General features: G+C 71.7%; 24 protein-coding genes and 1 pseudogene. 16 read left to right on the top strand and 9 right to left on the bottom strand.

From position 1 onward, the window contains the following. The first annotated feature begins 58 nt into the window (after positions 1 to 58). Together OG352_RS27280 and OG352_RS27275 are read left to right on the top strand one after the other, a co-directional pair. Positions 59 to 895: a purine-nucleoside phosphorylase gene (locus OG352_RS27280; protein WP_329220476.1), complete on the top strand. Its 837-nt coding sequence runs from the start codon at positions 59 to 61 to the stop codon at positions 893 to 895. A gap of 106 nt (positions 896 to 1,001) precedes the next feature. Further along, the gene (locus OG352_RS27275; protein WP_329220474.1) at positions 1,002 to 2,633 is read left to right on the top strand and encodes a phospho-sugar mutase; all 1,632 of its coding nucleotides are present in this window, start codon (positions 1,002 to 1,004) and stop codon (positions 2,631 to 2,633) included. A gap of 182 nt (positions 2,634 to 2,815) precedes the next feature. Here OG352_RS27275 and OG352_RS27270 read toward each other — a convergent pair whose 3' ends face one another. Further along, positions 2,816 to 3,562, bottom strand: coding sequence for a PH domain-containing protein (locus OG352_RS27270; RefSeq protein ID WP_329220472.1), 747 nt, complete (start codon positions 3,560 to 3,562; stop codon positions 2,816 to 2,818). 164 nt (positions 3,563 to 3,726) lie between these two features. Here OG352_RS27270 and deoC point away from each other — a divergent pair, with 164 nt between their 5' ends. Genes deoC through OG352_RS27255 form a run of 3 tightly spaced genes read left to right on the top strand, consistent with a single transcriptional unit; the run spans position 3,727 to position 7,035 of the window. Beyond that, the gene (deoC, locus tag OG352_RS27265; protein ID WP_329220470.1) at positions 3,727 to 4,686 is read left to right on the top strand and encodes a deoxyribose-phosphate aldolase; all 960 of its coding nucleotides are present in this window, start codon (positions 3,727 to 3,729) and stop codon (positions 4,684 to 4,686) included. 5 nt (positions 4,687 to 4,691) lie between these two features. After that, entirely contained in the window at positions 4,692 to 6,155 is a 1,464-nt protein-coding gene (locus OG352_RS27260; RefSeq protein ID WP_329220468.1) for an aldehyde dehydrogenase family protein, read from the top strand. Further along, positions 6,148 to 7,035, top strand: a complete 888-nt coding sequence (locus tag OG352_RS27255) for an aldehyde dehydrogenase family protein (protein ID WP_329220466.1) — start codon at positions 6,148 to 6,150, stop codon at positions 7,033 to 7,035. Before OG352_RS27260 ends, OG352_RS27255 begins: the two co-directional genes overlap by 8 nt. Before the next feature lie 84 nt (positions 7,036 to 7,119). Here OG352_RS27255 and OG352_RS27250 read toward each other — a convergent pair whose 3' ends face one another. Beyond that, entirely contained in the window at positions 7,120 to 7,527 is a 408-nt protein-coding gene (locus OG352_RS27250) for a hypothetical protein (RefSeq protein WP_329220465.1), read from the bottom strand. Between the two features lie 127 nt (positions 7,528 to 7,654). On the opposite strand from OG352_RS27250, the gene OG352_RS27245 reads away from it, so the two are divergent. Beyond that, positions 7,655 to 8,293: a uridine kinase family protein gene (locus OG352_RS27245; RefSeq protein WP_329220464.1), complete on the top strand. Its 639-nt coding sequence runs from the start codon at positions 7,655 to 7,657 to the stop codon at positions 8,291 to 8,293. A 240-nt stretch (positions 8,294 to 8,533) separates the two neighbouring features. Here the strand turns inward: OG352_RS27245 and OG352_RS27240 are convergent, their stop codons facing one another. Continuing rightward, on the bottom strand, positions 8,534 to 9,313 hold the full coding sequence (locus OG352_RS27240; RefSeq protein ID WP_329220462.1) for a SigE family RNA polymerase sigma factor: 780 nt from the start codon (positions 9,311 to 9,313) through the stop codon (positions 8,534 to 8,536). A gap of 562 nt (positions 9,314 to 9,875) precedes the next feature. Between OG352_RS27240 and afsQ1 the strand changes: the two genes are divergently transcribed. The 5 genes from afsQ1 (at position 9,876) to OG352_RS27215 (ending at position 13,736) form a co-directional block, all read left to right on the top strand. Then, a complete protein-coding gene (gene afsQ1, locus OG352_RS27235; RefSeq protein ID WP_028807033.1) occupies positions 9,876 to 10,553 on the top strand; it encodes a two-component system response regulator AfsQ1 in 678 nt (225 codons plus the stop codon). Further along, entirely contained in the window at positions 10,550 to 12,169 is a 1,620-nt protein-coding gene (locus OG352_RS27230) for a HAMP domain-containing sensor histidine kinase (RefSeq protein ID WP_329220460.1), read from the top strand. Before afsQ1 ends, OG352_RS27230 begins: the two co-directional genes overlap by 4 nt. Positions 12,170 to 12,174: 5 nt before the next feature. Next, positions 12,175 to 12,810: a hypothetical protein gene (locus OG352_RS27225; RefSeq protein WP_329220459.1), complete on the top strand. Its 636-nt coding sequence runs from the start codon at positions 12,175 to 12,177 to the stop codon at positions 12,808 to 12,810. A gap of 78 nt (positions 12,811 to 12,888) precedes the next feature. Beyond that, positions 12,889 to 13,440, top strand: a complete 552-nt coding sequence (locus tag OG352_RS27220) for a VanZ family protein (RefSeq protein ID WP_329220458.1) — start codon at positions 12,889 to 12,891, stop codon at positions 13,438 to 13,440. Positions 13,441 to 13,535: 95 nt separating this feature from the next. After that, on the top strand, positions 13,536 to 13,736 hold the full coding sequence (locus OG352_RS27215) for a PspC domain-containing protein (RefSeq protein ID WP_329220456.1): 201 nt from the start codon (positions 13,536 to 13,538) through the stop codon (positions 13,734 to 13,736). Between the two features lie 101 nt (positions 13,737 to 13,837). Here the strand turns inward: OG352_RS27215 and OG352_RS27210 are convergent, their stop codons facing one another. Next, positions 13,838 to 14,191, bottom strand: coding sequence for an ATP-binding protein (locus OG352_RS27210; RefSeq protein ID WP_329220454.1), 354 nt, complete (start codon positions 14,189 to 14,191; stop codon positions 13,838 to 13,840). A gap of 143 nt (positions 14,192 to 14,334) precedes the next feature. After that, complete coding sequence (locus OG352_RS27205) at positions 14,335 to 15,498, bottom strand: adenosine deaminase (protein WP_329220453.1); 1,164 nt, start codon at positions 15,496 to 15,498, stop codon at positions 14,335 to 14,337. Positions 15,499 to 15,611: 113 nt separating this feature from the next. On the opposite strand from OG352_RS27205, the gene OG352_RS27200 reads away from it, so the two are divergent. Continuing rightward, on the top strand, positions 15,612 to 16,376 hold the full coding sequence (locus tag OG352_RS27200; RefSeq protein ID WP_329220452.1) for an alpha/beta hydrolase: 765 nt from the start codon (positions 15,612 to 15,614) through the stop codon (positions 16,374 to 16,376). Between the two features lie 82 nt (positions 16,377 to 16,458). On the opposite strand, the gene OG352_RS27195 is transcribed toward OG352_RS27200, so the two are convergent. Then, positions 16,459 to 17,412, bottom strand: coding sequence for a LysR family transcriptional regulator (locus OG352_RS27195; RefSeq protein ID WP_329220451.1), 954 nt, complete (start codon positions 17,410 to 17,412; stop codon positions 16,459 to 16,461). Between the two features lie 63 nt (positions 17,413 to 17,475). On the opposite strand from OG352_RS27195, the gene OG352_RS27190 reads away from it, so the two are divergent. Together OG352_RS27190 and OG352_RS27185 are read left to right on the top strand one after the other, a co-directional pair. Further along, on the top strand, positions 17,476 to 18,753 hold the full coding sequence (locus OG352_RS27190) for an MFS transporter (protein ID WP_329220450.1): 1,278 nt from the start codon (positions 17,476 to 17,478) through the stop codon (positions 18,751 to 18,753). Between the two features lie 134 nt (positions 18,754 to 18,887). Further along, the gene (locus OG352_RS27185) at positions 18,888 to 19,916 is read left to right on the top strand and encodes a sigma-70 family RNA polymerase sigma factor (RefSeq protein ID WP_329220449.1); all 1,029 of its coding nucleotides are present in this window, start codon (positions 18,888 to 18,890) and stop codon (positions 19,914 to 19,916) included. A 30-nt stretch (positions 19,917 to 19,946) separates the two neighbouring features. On the opposite strand, the pseudogene OG352_RS27180 reads toward OG352_RS27185, so the two are convergent. The 3 genes and pseudogenes from OG352_RS27180 to OG352_RS27170 all read right to left on the bottom strand — a co-directional run. Then, positions 19,947 to 20,204: pseudogene (locus OG352_RS27180) on the bottom strand (STAS domain-containing protein); the annotation flags it as partial. A gap of 297 nt (positions 20,205 to 20,501) precedes the next feature. Continuing rightward, complete coding sequence (locus OG352_RS27175; RefSeq protein WP_329220448.1) at positions 20,502 to 21,002, bottom strand: NUDIX domain-containing protein; 501 nt, start codon at positions 21,000 to 21,002, stop codon at positions 20,502 to 20,504. A gap of 36 nt (positions 21,003 to 21,038) precedes the next feature. Next, positions 21,039 to 22,394 carry a tetratricopeptide repeat protein gene (locus OG352_RS27170; protein ID WP_329220447.1) on the bottom strand — a complete coding sequence of 452 codons (1,356 nt, stop codon included), beginning with the start codon at positions 22,392 to 22,394 and terminating at the stop codon, positions 21,039 to 21,041. A gap of 224 nt (positions 22,395 to 22,618) precedes the next feature. Between OG352_RS27170 and OG352_RS27165 the strand changes: the two genes are divergently transcribed. Together OG352_RS27165 and OG352_RS27160 are read left to right on the top strand one after the other, a co-directional pair. Continuing rightward, positions 22,619 to 23,368: a hypothetical protein gene (locus OG352_RS27165; protein ID WP_329220446.1), complete on the top strand. Its 750-nt coding sequence runs from the start codon at positions 22,619 to 22,621 to the stop codon at positions 23,366 to 23,368. A gap of 76 nt (positions 23,369 to 23,444) precedes the next feature. After that, complete coding sequence (locus OG352_RS27160) at positions 23,445 to 24,356, top strand: phosphotransferase family protein (protein WP_329220444.1); 912 nt, start codon at positions 23,445 to 23,447, stop codon at positions 24,354 to 24,356. The last annotated feature ends 1 nt before the right edge of the window (position 24,357 follow it).

Here is a 24,357-nt window from a genome sequence, read left to right as displayed (position 1 = left end):
GCCATCCCATGGGCTCTGTCATCTACGCGCGTAGGCCCGAAGCGGCTACCCTCAACGCGTGAACGCATCTCTTCTCCCGGACGACATCCAGGGCGCCACCCCAGCAGATCCCCGGGTCACTGCCGACGCCGCGGCCTCGCGCCTGCGCGAACTGACCGGCGCCGAGACCCACGACGTCGCTCTCGTGATGGGCTCCGGCTGGGCGCCGGCCGTGGACGCCCTCGGCGCTCCCGACGCCGAGTTCCAGGTCACCGAGCTGCCCGGTTTCCCGCCGCCCGCGGTCGAGGGCCACGGCGGCAAGATCCGCTCGTACAAGATCGGCGAGAAGCGGGCGCTGGTCTTCCTGGGCCGCACCCACTACTACGAAGGCCGCGGCGTCGCCTCGGTCGCGCACGGCGTCCGTACGGCGGTGGCGGCCGGCTGCAAGACGATCGTGCTGACCAACGGCTGCGGCGGTCTGCGCGAGGGCATGCGCCCGGGCCAGCCGGTGCTGATCAGCGACCACATCAACCTCACGGCGACGTCCCCGATCGTCGGCGCGAACTTCGTCGACCTGACGGACCTGTACTCGCCGCGGCTGCGCGCCCTGTGCAAGGAGATCGACGGCACGCTGGAGGAGGGCGTCTACGCCCAGTTCCCCGGCCCGCACTACGAGACGCCGGCCGAGATCCGGATGGCCCGGGCCATCGGAGCGGACCTGGTGGGCATGTCCACGGTGCTGGAGGCCATCGCGGCGCGTGAGGCGGGGGCGGAGGTGCTGGGCATCTCGCTCGTCACCAACCTCGCCGCCGGCATGACGGGCGAACCGCTGAACCACGAGGAAGTCCTCCAGGCGGGGCGCGACAGCGCCACGCGCATGGGCTCCCTCCTGGCCCAGGTACTGGGCCGGCTGTAGGCCCCCCGCCAGGGGGCTCTGCCCCCTGGACCCCCGCTCCTCAAACTCCCCCGGAGGGGGCACCCCCAAGGGGCTGGTTTCCACAAGACGAGAGGCTGACCCGGACGTGCACGACGAACTCATCGCGCAGGCCAACGCATGGCTCGCCGAGGACCCCGACCCGCAGACCCGTGCGGAGCTGGCACAGCTCATCGAGGCCGGGGACGTCACGGAACTCGCCGACCGCTTCGCCGGCACCCTCCAGTTCGGCACCGCCGGCCTGCGCGGCGAGCTCGGCGCCGGTCCGATGCGCATGAACCGCTCGGTCGTCATCCGCGCCGCCGCCGGTCTCGCCGCGTACCTCACGAAGAACGGCGGAACCGGCGGAGTCGTCGTCATCGGCTACGACGCCCGTCACAAGTCGGCGGACTTCGCCCGGGACACCGCCGCGGTGATGACGGGCGCGGGCTTCCGGGCGGCCGTACTGCCCCGCCCGCTGCCCACCCCCGTCCTGGCGTACGCCATAAGGCACCTCGGCGCGGTCGCCGGGGTCGAGGTCACCGCCAGTCACAACCCGCCGCGCGACAACGGCTACAAGGTGTACCTGGGCGACGGTTCACAGATCGTGCCGCCCGCCGACGCCGGGATCGCGGCCGAGATCGACGCGATCGCCGCCCTGGAGGACGTACCCCGTCCGGAGTCCGGCTGGCAGACCCTCGACGACGCCGTCCTCGACTCCTACCTGGCCCGCACGGACGCCGTCCTCGCCCCGGACTCGCCCCGCACGGCCCGCACGGTCTACACGGCGCTGCACGGCGTCGGCAAGGACGTCCTGCTCGCCGCCTTCGCCCGCGCGGGCTTCCCGGAACCGGTGCTCGTCGCCGAACAGGCCGAGCCCGACCCGGACTTCCCGACCGTCGCCTTCCCCAACCCGGAAGAGCCCGGCGCGATGGACCTCGCCTTCGCGGCGGCCCGCGCGAGCGCCCCCGACCTGATCATCGCCAACGACCCGGACGCCGACCGCTGCGCCGTGGCCGTCCCGCACGACGGCGACTGGCGCATGCTGCGAGGCGACGAGGTCGGCTCCCTCCTCGCCGCACACCTCGTCCGGCGCGGCGCGCAGGGCACGTTCGCCGAGTCGATCGTCTCCTCCTCCCTCCTCGGCCGGATCGCCGAGAAGGCGGGCCTGCCCTACGAGGAGACCCTCACCGGCTTCAAGTGGATCGCCCGCGTCGACGGCCTGCGCTACGGCTACGAGGAGGCCCTCGGCTACTGCGTGGACCCCGAGGGCGTACGCGACAAGGACGGCATCACCGCCGCCCTGCTCATCACGGAGCTGGCGTCGGAGCTCAAGGAGAAGGACCGTACCCTCCTCGACCTGCTGGACGACCTCGCCGTGGAGCACGGCCTGCACGCCACCGACCAGCTCTCGGTGCGGGTGCAGGAGCTGTCGGTCATCGCCGACGCCATGCGCCGGCTGCGCGAGCGGCCCCCGACCCGGCTCGCCGGCCTGCCCGTCACCCGCGCCGAGGACCTCACGCAGGGCACCGCCGAACTCCCGCCCACCGACGGCCTGCGCTACACGCTCGACGGCGCCCGGGTCATCGTCCGCCCGAGCGGCACCGAGCCGAAGCTGAAGTGCTACCTGGAGGTCGTCGTCCCGGCGGCCACGCACGCCGCCCTCCCGGCCGCCCGCGCCAAGGCCGACGAACTCCTCACCGCGATCAAGCGGGACCTGTCGGCGGCGGCCGGCATCTGACCGCACGAGCCGACCCGGCTACGACCGCACGAGCCGTACGAGCCGACCTGCCCCGACCCACCGCCGGTCAGGGCAGGAACGGCACCCCCGCCCCGCGCACGGCCCCGACGACGCCCCCAGCGGTCACCGCGCCCCCGACACCAGCCCGATCACGATCCACCCCGGCCCCCGGCATCCGGCCCTCACCCCACAGCCAGCAGAATCCCCAGCACCACGGCCCCCGCCACCGCCGGCCCCACGATCTCCCAGGCCCACCGCACGGTCACCTCGCCCTGGGCGCTCTCCTCCTTCTCCCGCGCCTCCCACAGTTCCCGCAGCTCGTCCATCACCCGGTCGGTCTCGGCCCGCACGGGCCCGTCCGGCACGGCGGCGCCGTCCCCGCGCGACAGCCCGCCGAACCCGAGCCCGCCGCCGCCCAGGCCGCCCCGGCCGCCCGGCTGCGCCGCCGCTGCCCGGGCCTTCTGCCGGTTCGCCTTCTTCCGCGCCCGCATCGACACGGGGACGGCCCACAACTGGAACTTCTTCCCCGACGCGGCGACGACCTCGTTGGAGTAACCGGACCGCAGCGCGGCGACCTGCCCCCAGGGCAGCACGATCACCCGGAACGGATTGCGCACCCGCAGCCGGTCCTGGCCCGCGTACACGGCGGGCCGCAGCGTGAAGGCGATGGTCAGCGGCACGACCAGGATCAGCGACGCGAGCGCCAGCCACGGCGTCCGCCCGTCACCCGAGACGATCGCGTCGACCCCGAGCCACCCGGCCAGCCCCAGCAGCAGCACGCCCCCGGCCATGCCCGCGGGCGACCGATAGACACGGTCCTTGATCTCAAGCCCGGACGGACCCGAGGGACCCACGGGCCCCACGGGACCCAAGGGCTCTGAGGACCCAGAGGGCCGCGGCGCTGGTGACTGGTCTTCCGGGCTCGTCATGGCCCCGATTCTGCCCGACCCCCGCTCCCCGCTCACACGCGGAGCCCCGACGCCCCCTCCCCGCTCATCCGCGGAGCCCGGCGCGGATCAAGCACGGAACGTCCGCGTAAGGACTTCCCGGGGTGTACAGCCGCTACGCGCGTAGATATGCTCGTCTGGTGACCATGCCCACCAATGCACCCACCGCAGCCGATGCCCTTACGGACGTGACCGCGTCCGACAGCTCGCTGCGCCGCTTCCTCCACGGGCTGCCCGGCGTCGACGCGGTCGGCCTGGAGGCGCGCGCAGCCGCTCTCGGTACCCGTTCCATCAAGACGACCGCGAAGGCGTACGCCATCGACCTCGCCATCTCGATGGTCGACCTGACGACGCTGGAAGGCGCGGACACCCCGGGCAAGGTCCGGGCGCTCGGCGCGAAGGCGGTCCGCCCCGACCCGACCGACCGCACGGCCCCCGCCACGGCCGCGGTCTGCGTCTACCCCGACATGGTGGCCGCCGCCAAGGAGGCCGTCGCCGGCTCGCCCGTGAAGGTCGCCTCGGTCGCCACCGCCTTCCCGGCCGGCCGCGCCGCCCTCCCGGTGAAGCTGGCGGACGTCCGTGACGCGGTCGCCGCCGGCGCCGACGAGATCGACATGGTCATCGACCGCGGGGCGTTCCTCGGCGGCCACTACCTGAAGGTGTACGACGAGATCGTCGCCGTGAAGGAGGCCTCGGGCGCCGCCCGCCTCAAGGTCATCTTCGAGACGGGCGAGCTGTCGACGTACGACAACATCCGCCGTGCCTCCTGGCTCGGCATGCTGGCCGGGGCGGACTTCATCAAGACGTCCACCGGCAAGGTCGCCGTCAACGCCACCCCCGCGAACACGCTCCTCATGCTGGAGGCGGTGCGCGACTTCCGTGCGCAGACCGGCGTCCAGGTGGGCGTGAAGCCGGCCGGCGGCATCCGTACCTCCAAGGACGCGATCAAGTTCCTCGTCCTGGTCAACGAGACCGCCGGCGAGGACTGGCTGGACAACCACTGGTTCCGCTTCGGCGCCTCCTCGCTCCTCAACGACCTGCTGATGCAACGTCAGAAGCTGGCCACCGGCCGCTACTCCGGTCCCGACTACGTGACGGTGGACTGATCACCATGGCTTCGGTATTCGAATACGCACCGGCGCCCGAGTCCCGCTCGGTCGTCGACATCGCCCCCTCCTACGGCCTGTTCATCGACGGCGAGTTCGTCGAGGCGGCCGACGGCAAGGTCTTCAAGACGGTCAGTCCCAGCACCGAGGAGGTGCTGTCGGAGATCGCCCAGGCCGGCGCGGAGGACGTCGACCGCGCGGTGAAGGCCGCCCGCAAGGCCTTCGAGAAGTGGTCCGCGCTGCCGGGCGCCGAGCGCGCGAAGTACCTCTTCCGCATCGCCCGCATCATCCAGGAGCGCAGCCGCGAGCTCGCCGTCCTGGAGACCCTCGACAACGGCAAGCCCATCAGGGAGACCCGCGACGCCGACCTCCCCCTGGTCGCCGCGCACTTCTTCTACTACGCGGGCTGGGCCGACAAGCTCGACCACGCCGGGTTCGGCCGGAGGACGGCAAACGGGCACAGCGGCGCGAACCCACAGCCCCTCGGCGTCGCGGGCCAGGTCATCCCCTGGAACTTCCCCCTCCTGATGCTGGCGTGGAAGATCGCCCCGGCCCTGGCGACCGGCAACACGGTGGTGCTGAAGCCGGCCGAGACGACCCCCCTCTCCGCGCTCTTCTTCGCGGACGTCTGCCGTCAGGCCGGCCTGCCCCGGGGCGTCGTCAACATCCTCCCCGGCTACGGCGACACGGGCGCCGCGCTGGTCGCGCACCCGGGCGTCGACAAGGTGGCGTTCACCGGCTCCACGGCCGTCGGCAAGGAGATCGCGCGCACGGTCGCGGGCACCCGCAAGAAGGTCACGCTCGAACTGGGCGGCAAGGGCGCCAACATCGTCTTCGACGACGCCCCGATCGACCAGGCGGTGGAGGGGATCGTCAGCGGCATCTTCTTCAACCAGGGCCAGGTCTGCTGCGCGGGCAGCCGTCTCCTCGTCCAGGAGTCGATCCAGGACGAACTGCTCGACTCCCTCAAGCGCAGGCTCTCCACCCTCCGCCTCGGCGACCCGCTCGACAAGAACACGGACATCGGCGCGATCAACTCCGCCGAGCAGCTCTCGCGCATCACCTCGCTCGTCGAGCAGGGCGAGGCGGAGGGCGCCGAGCGCTGGTCCGCGGCCTGCGAACTCCCCTCCTCCGGCTACTGGTTCGCGCCGACGCTCTTCACGAACGTCACCCAGGCCCACACCGTCGCCCGCGACGAGATCTTCGGCCCGGTCCTGTCGGTCCTGACCTTCCGTACGCCCGACGAGGCGGTCGCCAAGGCCAACAACAGCCAGTACGGCCTGTCGGCGGGCATCTGGACCGAGAAGGGCTCCCGCATCCTCGCGGTCGCGAGCAAGCTGCGCGCGGGCGTCATCTGGTCCAACACGTTCAACAAGTTCGACCCGACCTCGCCGTTCGGCGGCTACAAGGAGTCGGGCTTCGGCCGCGAGGGCGGTCGCCACGGCCTGGAGGCGTACCTCGATGTCTGACCGCTTGACTGTGCTGAAGACCTACAAGCTGTACGTCGGGGGCAAGTTCCCGCGTTCCGAGAGCGGCCGGGTGTACGAGGTGACGGACTCCAAGGGCAAGTGGCTCGCGAACGCGCCGCAGTCCTCCCGCAAGGACGCCCGTGACGCCGTGGTGGCGGCCCGCAAGGCATTCGGCGGCTGGTCCGGGGCCACCGCCTACAACCGGGGCCAGGTCCTCTACCGCGTCGCCGAGATGCTGGAGGGCCGCCGGGACCAGTTCACCCGTGAGGTCGCGGACGCCGAGGGCCTGTCGAAGTCCAAGGCGGCCGTGATCGTGGACGCGACGATCGACCGCTGGGTCTGGTACGCGGGCTGGACCGACAAGATCGCCCAGGTCGTGGGCGGCGCGAACCCGGTCGCCGGCCCGTACTTCAACCTCTCCTCGCCCGAGCCGACGGGCGTGGTCACGGTCCTGGCCCCGCAGGAGTCGTCGTTCCTGGGCCTGGTCTCGGTGTTGGCGCCGGTGATCGCGACCGGCAACACGGCGATCGTCATCGCGAGCGAGAGGTCCCCGCTCCCGGCTCTCTCCCTCGCCGAGGTCCTGGCCACCTCCGACGTCCCCGGCGGTGTCGTGAACGTCCTCTCCGGCCGTACGGCGGAGATCGCGGCGCCCCTGGCCGCCCACCAGGACGTCAACGCGATCGACCTCGCGGGCGCGGACGACGTCCTCGCGAAGGAGCTGGAGATCGCGGCGGCCGACAACCTCAAGCGCGTCCTGCGTCCACAGCCTGTGGACGACTGGTCGGCGACCCCGGGCACCGACCGCCTGACGGCCTTCCTGGAGACCAAGACGGTCTGGCACCCGACGGGCTCCCTGGGCGCGTCGGGCTCCGCCTACTAAAGGCCGCCCCGCTCCACGAACGAGCCGCGCCGCCCCTCCGTCCGGGGGCGGCGCGGCTCTCCCGCACGGGCGGGCGCAGGGGACTCAGCCGCCCAGCACCTTCGTCACGTCTCCCAGCACCGGGATCGACCCGATCGACTGCGCCTGGGCCACCGGCCCGGTCAGCATCTGGGAGGTCAGCGGCTGGAAGTCGGCGAGCTGGGTGCCGACTCCGTTGTCGAGGGGGTCGACGCCGGTGCCCGCGAGCGGGTTGGGCTTGAGGTCGGAGACCGTGCCGGTGACGTACGTCAGGGAGCCGAGCGCCCCCTGCAGGCCCGCCTGCGGGTCGATCCGGCCGATCGAGGTGGGGTGCGTCCGCATCACGTCGACGACGGGCTCGCCGGTGGCCGCGGCGGCCGTACCGGCGCCCGCGCCCAACGCCACTCCGGCGGTCGCGAGGGCGGCGAGGGCACGCCGGCCGGTAGAGGTCTGGGGTGAGTCGTGTCGGGCCATCGCGTTGCCACCTTCTGATGCGCAAGGTAATGAGGTCGACACGAAGGGTAGTTGAGGTGTGGCGCGCGCTTCAAAGCCGACCCGCGGGGTCGTTGACGGCCCGGGTGATGCCGCACACTGGTGACCCGTGACCTCCCCTCCGCCCATACCGACGCGAGTCGTGCTGCTCTGCGGCCCTTCCGGCTCCGGCAAGTCCCTGCTCGGCGCCCGCTCCGGCCTCCCGGTGCTGCGGCTCGACGACTTCTACAAGGAGGGCGACGACCCGACGCTGCCCCTGGTCGCGGGGAGTTCCGACATCGACTGGGACCACCCGGACTCGTGGGACGCGGACACGGCCGTCGCCGCGATCGTGGAACTGTGCGGCACGGGCCGTACGAACGTTCCCGTGTACGACATCTCGCTCAGCGCCCGCACCGGCGCGGAAGCGGTCGAGATCGGGCGGACCCCGCTGTTCATCGCGGAGGGCATCTTCGCCGCCGAGATCGTGAACCGGTGCCGGGAACTGGGCGTCCTGGCCGACGCGCTGTGTCTGAGCCGAGGCCCGGTGAAGACCTTCCGCCGCCGCTTCCTGCGGGACCTGAAGGAGGGCCGCAAGTCGGTCCCCTTCCTCCTGCGCCGCGGCTGGCGCCTGATGCGCGCCGAACGCTCCATCGTGGCCCGCCAGACCGCGCTGGGCGCGTACGCCTGCGACCGCGACGAGGCGATGGGCCGCCTGGCGTCCGCCGCCGCGGGCCACCAGGCGCCGACGGCACGCACGGCCGCCTGACACACGCAGAAGCGGGACTGGATGGACCCCCCGGCCCTCCAGCCCCGCTCCCTTGTGCTCCCCCGTGCCCACCCCGTGTCCCCCCGGGTGGCGCTTCCCCTTGCTTGCGCGGTACCGCTCTTCCCCTACGTCCCCCGTCGGGCCCCCCGGTACCGCTCCCCCGTGACCGGCGAGAAGCCGGCCCTTTTTCCCCCGTTCACCGGCTTCCCTGAGCGAAGCCGGTCCCTTCCCCCGTCACCTTCAGGCGACCAGCTCCCCGAAGGCGTCCTCCTCGTCACGGCCGAAGCTGAGGACCTCGTCCTCACGCAGCCGGCGGAGCGACCGCCAGATGCTGGACTTCACCGTGCCGACACTGATGTCGAGGATCTCCGCGATCTCCGGGTCGGTGCGGCCCTCGTAGTAACGGAGGACCAGCATCGTCCGCTGGAGTTCGGGCAGCCGGGCCAGCGCCTGCCACAGGACCGCGCGCAGTTCGGTGCCGCGCATCGCGTCCGTGTCGCCGGGCGTCTCCGGCAGTTCCTCGGTCGGGTACTCGTTCAGCTTGCGGCGGCGCCACGCGCTGATGTGCAGGTTGGTCATCGTCCGCCGCAGATATCCCCCGACGGCGGCCTTGTCGCTGATCCGGTCCCACGCCCGGTACGTCGAGAACAGCGCGCTCTGCAGCAGGTCCTCGGCCTCGAAGCGGTCGCCGGTGAGGTGGTAGGCGGTGGCGTACAGGGAGGCGCGGCGCTCCTGGACGTAGGCGGTGAACTCCGCCTCGGTCGGCGAGCGACGCTCCCCCGTGTCCTCCCCGTACGCGGCTCCCCCGTGAGCCGCCTGTTCCCCCGTGTCAACCACCGTCATGTACGCGGTGTGCTGACGTCCGGCGCCGCGAGCGCACCCCCGCCCTCCCCCACGCTCGAATACGCTCGCGCGGGAGGGACCCCCATCAGCACCGGACTTCTCGGAACCCCGGTGTACGTCGTGCAGACGGGTGACGACTGCGACTGCGTTGGTGCTCATACCGTGCAGCGTGTTCATCTCGCGCCCCCCGTCGTGGACTTCCGGTGTTCGGTCTCGCGTCCTGCGGTCTTGCGTCTTGCTCCGGCCCGGCTTCGCTCCTGTGCTCCGCGCCGCCTTGCCCGTGTCGAAAAGATTGCCCGGGTCACTTCATGGCGGTGTCCGCCGACTGTCACAGACCTGTCACAGGGGCCTGTCACGGCAACACCACAGACCGCCCACAGCCGTCCGCAGTACGGCAGTTGACCCGCGGTGGCCGCCCGGGCGGCGGGATGCTGCGGCGGTTCCTGGCAGGTCTCGTGGAGCACCTGCGGTCGGGCGGGGAGGACCGGCCGGCCCTGTCCGACGTGGGCGACCCGCTCGGTCCGCGGACCCCGGGCGAGCGGCTCGGGCTCGTCGAAACCGCAGGTCACCGCAGGTCCGCGGGTGGTGGTCCGGACCGGCGTACGGCCCCGGCACCGGCGTGCGCGGGACGGGTCCGACCCCCTGTATGCCGCCCGCGCCGCGGAAACCACGTCCCTCTGGCGCCTCGACCCCGCCCCACAGGTCGAACGACAGCCCCCTCATGGGCCAGAATGAGCCCGTGCCTTCCCTGTTGCTGATCGAGGACGACGACGCCATCCGTACGGCCCTGGAGCTCTCACTGACGCGCCAGGGACACCGGGTGGCCACCGCTGCCAGCGGTGAGGACGGTCTGAAGCTGCTGCGCGAGCAGCGGCCGGATCTCATCGTGCTGGACGTGATGCTGCCCGGCATCGACGGTTTCGAGGTGTGCCGGCGCATCCGGCGCACCGACCAGTTGCCGATCATCCTGCTCACCGCGCGCAGCGACGACATCGACGTCGTGGTCGGGCTGGAGTCCGGCGCCGACGACTACGTCGTCAAGCCCGTTCAGGGGCGGGTGCTGGACGCCCGGATCCGGGCCGTGCTGCGGCGCGGCGAGCGGGAGTCGAGCGACTCGGCGACGTTCGGCAGCCTCGTCATCGACCGCGCGGCGATGACGGTCACGAAGAACGGCGAGGATCTGCAACTCACCCCGACCGAGCTGCGGCTGCTGCTCGAACTGTCCCGGCGGCCGGGGCAGGCGCTGTCCCGGCAGCAGTTGCTGCGCCTGGTGTGGGAGCACGACTACCTCGGTGACTCGCGGCTGGTGGACGCCTGCGTCCAGCGGTTGCGGGCCAAGGTGGAGGACGTGCCGTCGTCCCCGGTCCTGATCCGTACCGTGCGTGGCGTCGGCTACCGCCTGGACGCCCCTCAGTGACACAGCCGCAGGGGGGGCTCCGCGGCTGGTTCGCGGCGCGCAGGGGAAGAACGACGAGACTGTCGCGGCTGCGTTTCACGAGCCTGCGGCTGCGGCTCGTCGTCGTGTTCGGGGCGGTGGCGCTGACCGCCGCCGTGTCCGCGTCCGGCATCGCGTACTGGCTCAACCGCGAGGCGGTGCTGAGCCGTACGCAGGGGGCGGTGCTGCGGGACTTCGAGCAGGAGATGCAGAACCGGGCGGGTTCGCTGCCCGAGCATCCCTCGCAGGACGAACTCCAGCACACCGCCGGGCAGATGGCCACCAGCAGCCAGCGCTTCAGCGTGCTGCTGGTGGGCGCGGACGCCGGCGGCACGACCGTGTACGGCAACTCCGGCGGGCTGAGCGGGTTCTCGCTGGAGGACGTGCCCGAGTCGCTGCGGACGGCGGTGAACCGGCAGCAGGACGTCACGGCCGGCAACAAGTCGCCGTACCACCTGTACTGGCAGCGGGTCGTGGACGACGGGACGCCGTATCTGGTGGCCGGGACGAGGGTCCTCGGGGGCGGCCCGACCGGGTACATGCGCAAGTCGCTGGAGCCGGAGGCGGACGACCTCAACTCGCTGGCCTGGTCGCTGGGGATCGCGACCGGGCTCGCGCTGATAGGCGCCGCGCTGCTCGCGCAGGCCGCCGCCACGACCGTCCTGAAGCCGGTGCACCGGCTGGGCGTCGCGGCGCGCCGGCTCGGCGAGGGGCGGCTCGACACGCGGCTGCGGGTGTCGGGGACGGACGAACTCGCCGATCTCTCCCGGACGTTCAACCGGACGGCCGAGGCGCTGGAGAAGCGGGTCGACGACATGGCCGCCCGCGACAACGCCTCCCGGCGGTTCGTCGCCGACATGTCGCACGAGCTGCGGACGCCGCTGACCGCCATCACCGCCGTCACGGAGGTGCTGGAGGAGGAACTCGACGCCGAGTCGGGCAGCATCGACCCGATGATCGAGCCGGCGGTGCGGCTGGTGGTCAGCGAGACACGGCGGTTGAACGACCTCGTCGAGAACCTGATGGAGGTCACCCGCTTCGACGCCGGTACGGCGCGGCTGGTCCTGGACGACGTCGACGTCGTCGACCAGATCACCCACTGCATCGACGCGCGCGCCTGGCTCGACGCGGTCGACCTGGACGCCGAACGCGGCATCTACGCCCTTCTCGACCCGCGCCGGCTGGACGTCATCCTCGCCAACCTCATCGGCAACGCGCTCAAGCACGGCGGTTCGCCGGTGCGGGTGTCGGTGTCGAAGGCGGACGACGCGGCGGTCGTCATCTCCGTGCGCGACCACGGGCCGGGCATCCCCGAGGAGGTGCTGCCGCACGTCTTCGACCGGTTCTACAAGGCGAGCGCCTCCCGGCCGCGCTCCGAGGGCAGCGGGCTCGGCCTGTCCATCGCCCTGGAGAACGCCCACATCCACGGCGGCGGGATCACCGCCGCCAACTCCCCGGAGGGCGGCGCGGTGTTCACCCTGCGCCTCCCCCAGGACAACGCCGAACTGACGGACCCGGACGGCGAGGACGTCGTCGAGGACGGCGAGGTCGTCGGCGGGCAGGGCGAGAAGGCCGTGCAGGACAAGGGGGAGGCATAGTGCCGATGGGCCGCGCGACGACGACCGTACGACGACGGCTGCTCACCGTCCCCGTGCTGGCCGGGCTGCTGACCGGTCTGGTCTCCGGCTGCGGTATCCGGGCGACCGAGGTGCCGACCGACTTCGGGGCCGCGCCCTCCCGGGCCCGCTGCTCGCTCCCCGAGCCGGACGTGACGGCGCAGTCCGGCCGCGCGGGCGTGCCGGTGCAGGTGTTCCTGCTGTGCGGTTCGTCGCTGGTGGCCGTGGACCGGTCGGTGCGGGTGCCGGACGGTACGGCGGACTCCGCGCGGCGCGCGCTGGTGGCACAGGGCCTGCTCGACCAGCTCGCCGAGTCGCCGTCGGCGGCCGAGAAGGCGGCCGGCTACACGACGGACGTACGCGGCGGCATGTCGGTGCGCGGCCCGAGCCCCAAGGACCCGGACGACGCCCTGCGCCTGAGCACCTCGCCCGGCAGCCTGACCTCCTACGCCCTCGCCCAGCTCGTCTGCACCTTCTCCGACTCGGCGGCCGCCGAAGGCGACGGGGTCATCCTGGCCGGCCCCGCCCCCGACCCCCTGCGCCGCTACGAATGCACCGACGAGGTCCGCACCCGCCCCGGCAGCGCGGAGCCCCCGTCATCGGCGGTGGCGGACGGCGGCTGAGCGGGGTTCGCGGGGTGTGGTGGACGCCTCACGGGGTGGGCCGGAACCGATCGTGCCGGGGGGCGCGTCTTGGGGGGCGTGCAGCGTCAAGGCTCCATCGGCGGCAGCGCCGCGATCCGCATCCGAGCGACCGGGATTGTTCTCCTGGCCGCCCATCTCATGCTCGTCGCCTGGGTCGCGCTGCGCCCGGTGAACGTGCCCTGGGTGATGCCCGCCAACCTCCACCCGTTCGCCGGGATCCGCGCCGACCTGGCGCTGGGCTGGCCCGAGGCGGCCCGGCGGATCGGCGCGGGGCTGGGGCTGCTCGCCCCGCTGGGCGTCCTGCTGCCGCTCGTGCACGGCAGGCTCCGCGTCTCGCCGCTCGCCTCCCTGATCCGTACGGTCACGGCGGGCGCCCTGCTGTCGCTGGGCATCGAGCTGTTGCAGACCGGGGTGCCGGGGCAGGTCGTGGACGTCGACTCGATGCTGCTGAACACCGTGGGCGTGGCCCTCGCGCACGTCGCGGTGGTACCGGCGGTCCGCGCGTGGCTGCGCCGCAGGGACGAGCAGCGGGGCCGGGCCCCGTTCCGTCAGGAGGAGGCGCCTCAGGGTCGGACCCCGAGGATTCCCAGGGTCGGGGTCGCCCCGTAGAGCGACGCTTCGTCCCCCTTCGTCACCGTAGCGTCGACGTCAGATGGAGCAGCCGCACAGGCCGCCTCCGACCGACGCTCACGAAGGAGCCGCAGATGTCCAGCCTCGCCCGCCCCACCAACGGCCGCATGATCGGCGGAGTGTGCGCCGCGCTGGCCCGCCGCTTCGGCACCTCCGCGACCACGATGCGCGTGATCTTCCTGCTCTCGTGCCTGCTGCCCGGCCCGCAGTTCCTGCTCTACATAGCGCTGTGGATCCTGCTCCCCTCGGAGGGCAAGGCACGCGTGGCCTGGTGACCGCCGTCCACACCGACGCCGTTGGGGCGCACCCGGAATCACCGGGTGCGCCCCAACGGCGTGATGCGTGACGCGACGTGACAGGACGGGGGCGGTGCCGCTCAGCCCAGCGGGATGCCGTTGACCGGCAGGCCGTGCGTGGGCAGACCCTTCAGGGGCAGACCGCCGAGCAGGCCGGCGACGGGCGCGGTCGGCCCCTCGGCGAGCAGCTTCTCGGCGACCGGCTGCGCGGCGGCCAGACCCGCGCCGAGCGCCGGCTGGGCCTGCGACAGCGCCTCACCGGCGCCGGGCAGCGCCTGGGACACGTTCTCCGCCGGCAGCGTCCTGGTGATGCCGTCCAGGGCCTGCGTGGCGTCCGGCACGGCGGGGGCGGCGTTCGCGGCACCCGCACCGACGGCGGCGAAGGCGGCACCGAGAGCGGCGACACCGAGGGTCTTGGCAGCAGACTGCTTCATGATGAATGCGTCCTCGAATGGGATACGGGGAACTGACTGAGCGGTTCTCGACCGTAAACACGGAAAGGGGTCGGCGGCAAACATCGAAATGCGGACGGATGGTGAACACCCGTCCACATCCCGCGCCCCGAAATACCCCGCCGTCAGCCCTCTGTGGCCACAGATCCGCTGGTGGAGGCGGTCTGCTGGAACAGCCATTCGGACTTCAGTTCCGCATAACCGGGCTTGATCACGTCATTGATCATGGCCAGGCGTTCATCGAAAGGAATGAATGCCGACTTCATAGCATTGACGGAGAACCACTGCAGATCGTCGAGCGTATAACCGAACGCGTCGACAAGGTGCTCGAATTCCCGGCTCATACTGGTGCCGGACATCAGCCGGTTGTCGGTGTTGACGGTGGCCCGGAAGTGGAGCTTGCGCAGCAGTCCGATGGGGTGCTCGGCGTAGGAGGCGGCGGCTCCGGTCTGGAGGTTGGAGGAGGGGCACAGTTCCAGCGGGACGCGCTTGTCGCGGACGTAGGAGGCGAGCCGCCCCAGCTTCACACCGCCGTCGGCGGCGACCTCGATGTCGTCGATGATGCGCACCCCGTGCCCGAGCCGGTCGGCGCCGCACCACTGCAGGGCCTGCCAGATGGACGGCAGCCCGAAGGCCTCCCCCGCGTGGATGGTGAAGTGGTTGTTCTCGCGCTTGAGGTACTCGAACGCGTCGAGGTGCCGGGTGGGCGGGTAACCGGCCTCCGCGCCCGCGATGTCGAAGCCGACGACTCCCAAGTCCCGGTGGCGGTTGGCGAGTTCGGCGATCTCCAGGGAGCGGGCCGCGTGCCGCATGGCGGTCAGCAGAGCGCCGACGCGGATGCGGTGCCCGTTGCGCCGGGCCGTCCGTTCGCCTTCCCGGAAGCCCTCGTTGACGGCCTCGACGACCTCCTCGAGGCTCAGGCCGCCGTCGAGGTGCTGCTCGGGCGCGTACCGCACCTCGGCGTAGACGACGCCGTCCTCGGCGAGGTCCTCGGCGCACTCGCGGGCGACCCGCACCAGCGCGTCGCGGGTCTGCATCACCCCGACGGTGTGCGAGAAGGTCTCCAAGTACCGTTCCAGGGAACCGGAGTCGGCGGCCTCCCGGAACCAGATGCCGAGCTTGTCGGCGTCGGTCTCGGGGAGCCCGGCATACCCGGCGTCCCGGGCGAGGTCGACGATCGTGCCGGGGCGCAGCCCGCCGTCGAGATGGTCGTGCAGCAGAACCTTGGGCGCCCGCCGGATCTGGTCAGAACTCGGAGTGATGCCCGCCTGAATGCTCTGGCTCGTCATTTCCGCACTCTAACTCCTACGCGCGTAGATCGCGCGTTGTACAACTCCGCCGATATGTAACGGTGACCGCACGGACGGGTGGAGTACACGTGCGCTTCTGACACTGTTCTGTCATGCGACAGGACGTGAAGCCGGTTCGGACGGCCCGGTTGGGAAGGGCGCTCGGCCCGGAGCCGACGGCGGTGAGCGGGGCGGTGCTGCTGCTTCCGGGAGGCGAGGAGGTGTCCAGTCGCAGACCCTCGCCCGTGTGGTCGGCCGCCTCCGTCCGGGGCCTGGGCCGCAGGCTCGCGCGGGCGGGGCGCGAGGACGGCGGCCTCGCCGTGCACGCCGTGCACTACCGCTACCGGGGCTGGAACGGCAGCGAGGCACATCTCGCGGCCGACGCCGCCTGGGCCGCCGACGAAATCGTACGGCGCTACGGGGACGTCCCCGTCTGCCTGGCCGGCGTCGGCATGGGCGCGCGGGCCGCGCTGCGCGCCGGGGGTCACGAGGCCGTCAACTCCGTCCTGGCGGTGGCTCCCTGGCTGCCGGAGGAGGACATGGCCGCGCCACCCGAACCGGTGAAGCAGCTCGCGGGGCGGCGGGTGCTGATCGTGCACGGCACGAACGACGAGCGCTGCGATCCCGAGTTGTCGTTCCGGCTCGCCACGCGGGCGAAGAAGGCGAACCGGGACGTGTGCCGGTTCGAGGTGCACTCCGACGGGCATCGGCTGCACCAGTACCGGGGGGAAGTTCTCGCGCTGGCCGAGGACTTCGTCATGGGGGCGTTGTTCGGGCGGGCGTTCGCGCGGCCGGTGGAGGACGCGCTGGCGGCTCCGCCGCCGTTGGGGTTGCGGATGCCGTTGGCTGTGGGGTTCGGTCGGTCGTTGCGGCGGTAGCGACAGGTTGGTGCGGTTGTTTTCGGGGCGCGGGTGCGTGGTGGCCGGTCGCGCCGTTCGTCGCGCCCCTGGTTGGGAGCCCCTAGGTCGGCAGCAGGTTGCCGCGTCTCGACAGGAGGAACTTCTTGAAGGCGGCCACCGGGGGTGTGTCCGGGTGGCCGTCCAGCCAGGCCACGCCGATTTCTCTGGCCGCCCTCGGGGACGTCACCGTCAGTTCCACCACGCCCGGGCGGGCCACGGCGGGCGGTGGCAGGAGGGCCACGCCCAGGCCCGCCGCCACCAGGCCCCGCAGGGTCTCCGCCTCCTCCCCCTCGAAGGCGACGCGGGGGCGGAACCCGGCCTCCTTGCAGAGGTCGTCGGTGATGCGGCGCAGGCCGTAGCCGGGTTCCAGGGTCACGAAGGTCTCGTCGGCGGCCTCGGCGAGGCGGACGCGTCTGCGGGCGGCGAGGCGGTGGTCGGCGGGGACGACCAGGCGCAGTTTCTGCTCGTCGAGGCGGCGGGCGACGAGGTCGGGGGCGTCCGGGACCGGCGAGGTCAGACAGAGGTCCAGCTCGCCCGTCCGCAGCCGCTCGATCATCGCCTCGCCGTAGTTCTGGACGAGGCTGAAGCGGACGCGCGGATGGTCGGCGCGGAAGGCGTGGATCAGGCCGGGGACGGTCTCGGCGCCCATGGTGTGCAGGAAGCCGAACGCGACCTTGCCGGTGGCCGCGTCGGCGTCCGCCCGGACCTCGTCGGCGGCCTTCCCGACCTCCGCGAGGGCGCGTTCGACGGACGTGAGGAAGGTGCGGCCGGCGGGGGTGAGGGAGACCGTGCGGCCCCGGCGGGCGAACAGGTCGACGCCCAGGTCGCGTTCGAGGCGGACCATGGCCCGGGACAGGGTCGACTGGGGGACGTTCATCTCCTGCGCGGCCCGGGTGACGTGCTCGGTGCGGGCGACCCCGGCGAAGTACGCGAGCCGGGGCGCCAGCGACATCACCATGTCTTCTGTGTCACTGGACGGTGACAGGTGGGGCTCTGACCTCTGCTGATGCACCATGGGAACGATTATGGCGATTCCATGCATTGGACGGATGACCGGGGCCGTACGTAGTTTCGAGGCATGTCTCCCGCCAGTACCGGGGCGTCCACGATCGTGGGCGCCGCCTCCTCCGTTCCCGCCACCTCCGCCTCCTCCGACACCCGTATGGCTCCGGGGGATCCCCGCTACCGCCGGATGAGCTTCGCGCTCTTCCTCGCCGGGGTGGCGACCTTCGCCCTGCTGTACTCGACGCAGGCGCTCCTGCCGCTGATCTCCGGTGACTTCGGGGTGGCGGCGAGCGAGGCGAGCTGGACGGTCGCGGCGGCGACCGGCGGACTGGCCCTGTTCGTCCTGCCGATGAGCGCCCTCTCCGAGCGCTACGGCCGCCGTACGGTGATGACGGCCTCGCTGGCGGTCGCGGTGACCGTCGGGATGCTGGTTCCCTTCGCTCCGTCCCTGGGCGCGCTGGTCGTGCTGCGGGCGGTGCAGGGCGCGGCGCTGGCCGGGCTCCCGGCGTCGGCGACGGCGTATCTCGCGGAGGAGGTCCGGCCGAAGGCGCTGGTCACGGCGATCGGCCTGTTCGTGGCGGGCAACAGTGTCGGCGGGATGAGCGGCCGGGTCATCACCGGCTGGGTCGCGCAGGAGTGGGGCTGGCGGGTCGCGGTCGGCGTGATCGGCGCGCTGGCGGTGGCCTGCGCGGTCGCCTTCCGGCTGCTGCTGCCGGCGCCGAAGCACTTCAGGACGGGCTCCCTGGCGCCCCGCGTCCTGGCCCGCACGGTCCGCGACCACCTCGCCGACCCGCTGCTGCGGCGGCTGTACGCGATCGGCGCGCTGTTCATGACCGTCTTCGGCGGCGTGTACACGGTCATCGGCTACCGCCTGACGGAGGCGCCGTTCTCGCTCCCGCAGGGCGTCGTCGGCTCGATCTTCCTGGTGTACCTGGTGGGCACGGTGTCGGCGTCGACGGCGGGCCGGCTGGTCGGCCGGCTGGGGCGGCGCGGCGCGCTGTACCTGGCGGGCGGCACGACGGCGTCGGGCCTGCTGCTGTCGCTCTCGGAGTCGCTGGCCCTGGTGCTGCTGGGCCTGGTCCTGATCACGGCGGGCTTCTTCGCGGGGCACGCGGTGGCGTCGTCGGCGGTCAGCAAGACGGCGACGACGGGCCGCGCCCAGGCCTCCGCCCTCTACCAGTCCGCGTACTACATCGGCTCCAGCACCGGTTCCACGGTCGGCGCGATGGCCTTCCACGCGAGCGGCTGGGCCGGCACGGTCGGCGTGGGCGTCCTGGCGGTGCTCGGCGTCGTGACGATCACGGTGCTCGGGACCCGGGCGGCCCGCCGCGGGACCCTCGTCGCAGCCTGATCACTCCCCCTGCGACTCGGGCCTTTGACCTGGGCCTTTGTCTACTCGGCGGGCCATTGTCAGTGCGCTGCGGTAGCTTCCGAAGTGCTGGGCGCGAAGGCGCGCGACAGAACGGCCACAGGGGTGGGTGGACGATGGGTGACAGCACGGCGACGACGACTGACCTCGACGTCGCACTGGAGAAGTACCGGACAGAGCTGACCGGCTACTGCTACCGCATGCTCGGCTCCTCCTTCGAGGCGGAGGACGCGGTGCAGGACACCCTGGTGCGCGCCTGGCGGAGCTACGACAAGTTCGAGGGCCGTTCCAGTCTGCGTTCGTGGCTGTACCGGATCGCGACGAACGTGTGTCTGGACATGCTGACGGCCGGCAACAAGCGGGCCAGACCGATGGACCTCTCCGAGGCCACCCCGCTCGCCCGGGCGGCCCTCTCCCCCCGCCCCGACAACACCTGGCTGGAGCCGATGCCGGACGCCCGCGTGCTGCCGACGGTGGAGGACCCGGCGGAGGCGGCGGTCGCGAAGGAGTCGGTGCGCCTCGCCTTCATGGCCGCGTTGCAGCAGCTCCCGGCGAAGCAGCGGGCGGTGCTGATCCTGCGGGAGGTGCTGGCGTGGAAGGCGAGCGAGGTCGCCGAGCTGCTCGACACCTCGGTCGCCTCGGTCAACAGCGCGTTGCAGCGGGCGCGGGCGACGCTGTCCGAGCGGGAGGCCGCCGGGGCGGACGCGGCGGTGTCGAACCCGCTGGACGAGGAGCAGCGGAAACTCCTCGACCGCTATGTGGCGGCCTTCGAGGGCTACGACATGACGGCGCTGACGGCCCTCCTCCACGAGGACGCCATCATGACGATGCCGCCGTTCGACCTGTGGCTGACCGGCCACGACGACATCACCGGCTTCATGACCACGATCGGCTCCGCCTGCGAGGGCTCGCGCCTGCTGCCGGTCCAGGTCAACGGCCTGCCGGGCTTCGCCCAGTACAAGCCGGACCCGGAGCGGGGCGGCCACTCCCCCTGGGCGATCCAGATCCTGGAGATCTCAGAGGGCCGCCTCACCGGTTTCCACTTCTACCTCGACACCCCACGCTGGTTCCCCCTCTTCGGCCTCCCCCTCCACCTCCCCCTCGATCTCGACGGCCAGCCCGACGAGATCGAGCAGGGCGCGTAGGGCGGGCTCGGCGGCGCGGAGCCGTATCCGGCCTCCGGCCCGCCGGGCAGCCAGCTGAAGCCGCGCCACCACCTCGACGACACCCAGCCCCGGCGGCCCGACCCCACCGACATCACACACGACGACCCCGGTCCCGTCCCCACCTCCGCCCCCGCCCCTCTCCAGCAGCACCCGCACGGCGTCGGCCAGCCCTGCCACCTGGGTTCGGGTGACGGGGCCGGTCAGTACGAGTACGGGGGGTGTCGTCGCTTCCACGATCGGTAGACCGTACGGGCGCGCGCAACTCATCGGTGCCCGCACGCAAGGCCAAGCGCTGCCAGGCGAGGTCAGCGACCTTTGCGAGAAGGTCACCATTCGCCGAGACGTCGTACCCGAGAACCAGCGTCGCTACGGCCTGCCCGCTCGTCCCGCACGAAACGAAGAATCGGGCATCAGGCCTCATACCGCCCTCTGACATGGATCTTGGGACGCAACCCGATACCCTGCACGTGGAAAGTGCCCTCCGCCTGGACCGACAGAACCCCTCAGTAAGGCACTTTCGCGTTTCCGCCGCAACAGCCGCCGTACCCAGGCGAAACGGCGAGGCTAGCGCCAACCGTCGAGCGAGACCTGCGGACCGTCCGCCAAGTAGCGGTGGAGCGCGCTGGCGGTGGTGTCGACGAACTCCTCAGGGATGGCCTCCGCATCGACCCAGCAAACCTGGGCGTGTTTGCGTGGTTCGCGGTTTTCAGGTTCTCCGGTCCATTCGTGGGCAGCGAAGACGACGGTGATGAAGCCGTTGGGGGCTTCGACGCCCCAAGCGCCGTGGATGATGTGGGCGACCTTCAGGGACTCCGGCTTCACGGTCAGACCGGTCTCTTCGTACAGCTCGCGTACGGCGGTTTCGGTGATGGGTTCGCCGGGTTCGCTCTTGCCGACGGGGAGGTCCCACATGCCCTGGGCGAACTTGGCGTTCTGGCTGCGCTGGAGGAGGACGACTCTGTTGGTGGCCTGATCGTGGACGATGACGGCGGCAACGAGCAGCGTCATGGATTCGAGGGCGGGTTTGAGGGCTTTGGGCTGGTCGTCGGTTGTCCGCTGAGCCACGGCTGGGGTCCTTTCGTCGGCCGGTTGGTGGGCAGCTTAGGCCAGCGCTTCGCGTGCGCGGCGGGCGAGTTCGGCGGCTCCCGGCACTTTGCGGCGTTGGTAGATGGAGAGGGTGGATCGGAGCGATGTGATCGCCTTGCGGGTGCGGTCGGAGGTCATGCCTTCCATGAGGGTCAAGGCCTGGGACCAAGCGGCGACAGCCTCGTCGGCGCGGGCTTGGACGGCGAGGCTGTCGCCCAGGTCGGCGTGGGTGAGGGCGTGGACACGCTTGTACTTCTCGGGGTCCCACCGGATCAGGGCGTCACGGTGCTGCTGTTCGGTGCCGACGTGGTCGGCGAGGTCGGTGAGCGTGCGGGCGGTGTGGCTGGCCACGGTGCCGGCCGCAGGGCCGCTGACGCGGGAGTAGCTGGGCTGGGGGCCGTCGTCGCGGAGCAGGGCGTCCTCGGCGGCGAGCAGGGCGCGGGCCGCTGCGGGCTTCTCATCGGCGGCGGCGTAGGCGCGGGCGTGGGTGATGTGGAGCAGGGCTTCAGTCTGGCCGTCGACGTGGCCGAGACCCCGCCGTAGGGCGCCTTCGACGAGGTCGACGCAGTGGTGGGGTTGCTTGAGGCTGAGGGCTTGGTGGGCGAGGGCGCGCATCATCCAGGCGGCGTGGCCGTGCGGATCGGCTTCGCAGGCGAGTTGGTATCCGACCTGGTAGTAGCGCTGGGCGGCGCCTTCCTGGCCGAGGTCGTGGTGCTTCCAGCCTGCGAGGTAGGCGAGTTCGGCCACGGCGCCGAAGGCCGCCCGGCGTAAGGCTTCGCTCGGGTAGCGGCCTCGGAGCATGGGTGCGGCGGTGTCGGCGAGGTAGGCGGTGACCGTGGTCAGGCCGTGGCCGCCGCCGAGGCGTTCGTCGGCGGCGCTGAAGGCTGCGGTGATCTGGCGTACGACGTCCACGTCATCAGCCCCGACGACGGACGTGCCGGTGCGGGCGCGGAGCATGCGGGCGGTGGCCTCGTGGTCATGGGCGAGTGGCATGGCGACGCCGGCGGTGGTGAAGGCGGCCACCGCGAGGAAGCGGCGACGCTCCACGTCGGCGCGGCCCAGGTCAGTGGCGGCTAGGACGGGATCCCGTTCGTCCGGTCCTTCGACATCTGATGCACGGAGGCCGATCTCCGTCTGGGTGATGGTGCGGCCTGCCCGTCGGGAAAGCACTTCGGCGAGGTACTGCCGGGTCCGTCCGGTGGGCCGGCGTGTGCCGTTCACCCAGTGGGAGACGGCCGACTTGTTGGTCTGGAGGATCTCGCCGTTCTCGGCCGCGACGCGCCGGACGTCCCTGGCCAGGGCCTCGTACGTGCAGCCGATCGCGTCGATGGTGTCGCGCAGGCGGGAGTTGGGTTCTCTCTGCGCTGCCACGATCGCCTCCCGTCCTGGACTGTAAACCGCGTATACCGCTTCAACTGCCTCTCACCGTACCCACTGTGCGTGATGGAGTGTTCACTAATCATCAGCCGCCCGGCCCCGGTCCGACACCGTGACCAGGCTCCCCCTTCGGCCGGGCGGCCCCCGAAGTTCCTTACGCCTACACCGGGTTCGGGCATTCCTGTGCCCGGACCCGGCCGATCAGAGACGGAGATACGGTGACCACCATCGACACCGCGGCCATCACGGCCGTACTGCCCGAGGCGTTCGACGAGCGCTGGAGCCGCCTGCCCGGCATCCAGGTCGACGGCCGGCGCATCACCATCGACCCGGCCGAGTACTTCTTCCGCTTCGAGTCCAGCACGTGGCTCGTCGCCGACTGGGAGCTGGTCAAGTCCCAGCTTCTGGAGGCGGAGGAGACGACCGAGAGCGCGGTCGAGCAGCTCGCGCTGGAGTTCATCAAGGCCCACGCCGAGTCCACCTCGGACGCCGCCCAAGTGCTCGCCACCGCCTACGAGGTGTACGCCTACCTCTTCCGCGACGAGCACCTCGCCGGCCTCGGTCTGCCGCAGATCACCGCCGACCACCTGCGGATGCTGCGCCAGGCGGCCACGCTGATGGCGCTCAACAAGGTCGAACTGGACGGGCGCATCTCCAACGTCGGCCCGTGCTGGTTCTTCCCCGCCGCCACCTCCGTCGTCTTCGACCTGGACGACGAGACGGGCGGACTGCTCGACGAGGTCTACCACGGCGGCTGGTTCAACGAGCACCGCCGCATCGAGTCCATCAAGGCCCACGCCGCCCTCGGCGGACGGCTCGTGCACGGCTGCCAGTCCGTGCCGGACCAGTCCGGCGGCGTCGTTGCGCCCTACGGTGCCTCGATGGCCGTCTTCCGCGACGACCTCGCCGCCTTCAAGGCCGGATGGATCGAGCGGGTCTACGCCCACCGCGTGAACCCTGCCGCGTAGCACCACAGCCCTGGCTCCGGGGCGGGCCGACACCTCTCGCCCGCCCCGGACGCCGCCAACAGCACTGGAGCCCCTGATGGAAACGAGCCTCAACGCCGATCTCCTGGACAACCTGCTGACCATCGCAGGCCGGTCCACCGCTGCGCGCGAGGAGGTGCGGGTGTGGTCGATGTCCGGCGTCGAGCGCCTGACCTTCACCGACGGCACCACCGCCGTCTTCAAGTACGCCAAGAAGCCGTTCGACAGAGAGGACCAGGCACTCCGGCTCGCACGCACTCTTGGTGTCCCGGTGCCTGCCGTTCACGCGTCCGCGGTCGTGGACGGCTGGCTCGGAATGCTGCTGGAGGACCTCGGCCCTGCCGCCCGCGAGGCCGACGACCTCGACGGCGCCACCGCGGCTGTCGTCCTGCACAGCACCCGCACCGCCGCCGCCCTGCCGGTCCTCGATCAGGAAGGGCTGCGCCGACTTCCGAGCCGGGCCCTGGACCACCTCGGCCAGCTCCGCAAAGCGGAGCGGTGGCAGGACACGGACGACATCGAAGACGCCCTCGACCGCACCGCCCAGGCATCTGAAGCACGCTCGGCCGGTACGACGGTGTCCCCGTTCGGCTGGGTGCACTCCGAATTCCACCCCACCAGCCTCCACATCGGCCGACACGGCTGGCGGCTGCTGGACTTCGCCCGCGCCTTCACCGGCCCCGGCCTGCTCGACCTCGCCAGCTGGCACGGCACCCTCGACACCCCTGACCCCGTACGCCTGCGGGTCTTCCTGGAGACATACGTCACCGAAGGTGGCACTCCCGACGCCCTCACCGAACGGGGCGGACTTCCCGCCGAGAAGTGGGCGCTGGGCTGGCACCGCATGTGGGCCGTCGAGTGGTTCATGGAGCAGTCCATCCGCTGGATCAACGACCCGGCCACCGACCCCGCCTACATCAAAGCCGTCCGCCGCCACCTCACCGACGTCCTCCACCTCCTGGAGGTCTGAC

It is taken from the genome of Streptomyces sp. NBC_01485 (assembly GCF_036227125.1).
Lineage (GTDB): Bacteria > Actinomycetota > Actinomycetes > Streptomycetales > Streptomycetaceae > Streptomyces.
The sequence above is the reverse complement of the archived record's forward strand: the minus strand, read 5'-3'. Positions and strand labels throughout refer to the sequence as shown.

Coding starts and splice junctions, on each gene's coding strand:
- OG352_RS27270 (WP_329220472.1), bottom strand. CDS start 3,562: ATGACGAGCCCGGAAGACCAGTCACCAGCGCCGCGGCCCTCTGGGTCC.
- deoC (WP_329220470.1), top strand. CDS start 3,727: ATGCCCACCAATGCACCCACCGCAGCCGATGCCCTTACGGACGTGACC.
- OG352_RS27260 (WP_329220468.1), top strand. CDS start 4,692: ATGGCTTCGGTATTCGAATACGCACCGGCGCCCGAGTCCCGCTCGGTC.
- OG352_RS27255 (WP_329220466.1), top strand. CDS start 6,148: ATGTCTGACCGCTTGACTGTGCTGAAGACCTACAAGCTGTACGTCGGG.
- OG352_RS27250 (WP_329220465.1), bottom strand. CDS start 7,527: ATGGCCCGACACGACTCACCCCAGACCTCTACCGGCCGGCGTGCCCTC.
- OG352_RS27240 (WP_329220462.1), bottom strand. CDS start 9,313: ATGAACACGCTGCACGGTATGAGCACCAACGCAGTCGCAGTCGTCACC.
- OG352_RS27225 (WP_329220459.1), top strand. CDS start 12,175: ATGGGCCGCGCGACGACGACCGTACGACGACGGCTGCTCACCGTCCCC.
- OG352_RS27215 (WP_329220456.1), top strand. CDS start 13,536: ATGTCCAGCCTCGCCCGCCCCACCAACGGCCGCATGATCGGCGGAGTG.
- OG352_RS27210 (WP_329220454.1), bottom strand. CDS start 14,191: ATGAAGCAGTCTGCTGCCAAGACCCTCGGTGTCGCCGCTCTCGGTGCC.
- OG352_RS27205 (WP_329220453.1), bottom strand. CDS start 15,498: ATGACGAGCCAGAGCATTCAGGCGGGCATCACTCCGAGTTCTGACCAG.
- OG352_RS27200 (WP_329220452.1), top strand. CDS start 15,612: ATGCGACAGGACGTGAAGCCGGTTCGGACGGCCCGGTTGGGAAGGGCG.
- OG352_RS27195 (WP_329220451.1), bottom strand. CDS start 17,412: ATGGTGCATCAGCAGAGGTCAGAGCCCCACCTGTCACCGTCCAGTGAC.
- OG352_RS27190 (WP_329220450.1), top strand. CDS start 17,476: ATGTCTCCCGCCAGTACCGGGGCGTCCACGATCGTGGGCGCCGCCTCC.
- OG352_RS27185 (WP_329220449.1), top strand. CDS start 18,888: ATGGGTGACAGCACGGCGACGACGACTGACCTCGACGTCGCACTGGAG.
- OG352_RS27160 (WP_329220444.1), top strand. CDS start 23,445: ATGGAAACGAGCCTCAACGCCGATCTCCTGGACAACCTGCTGACCATC.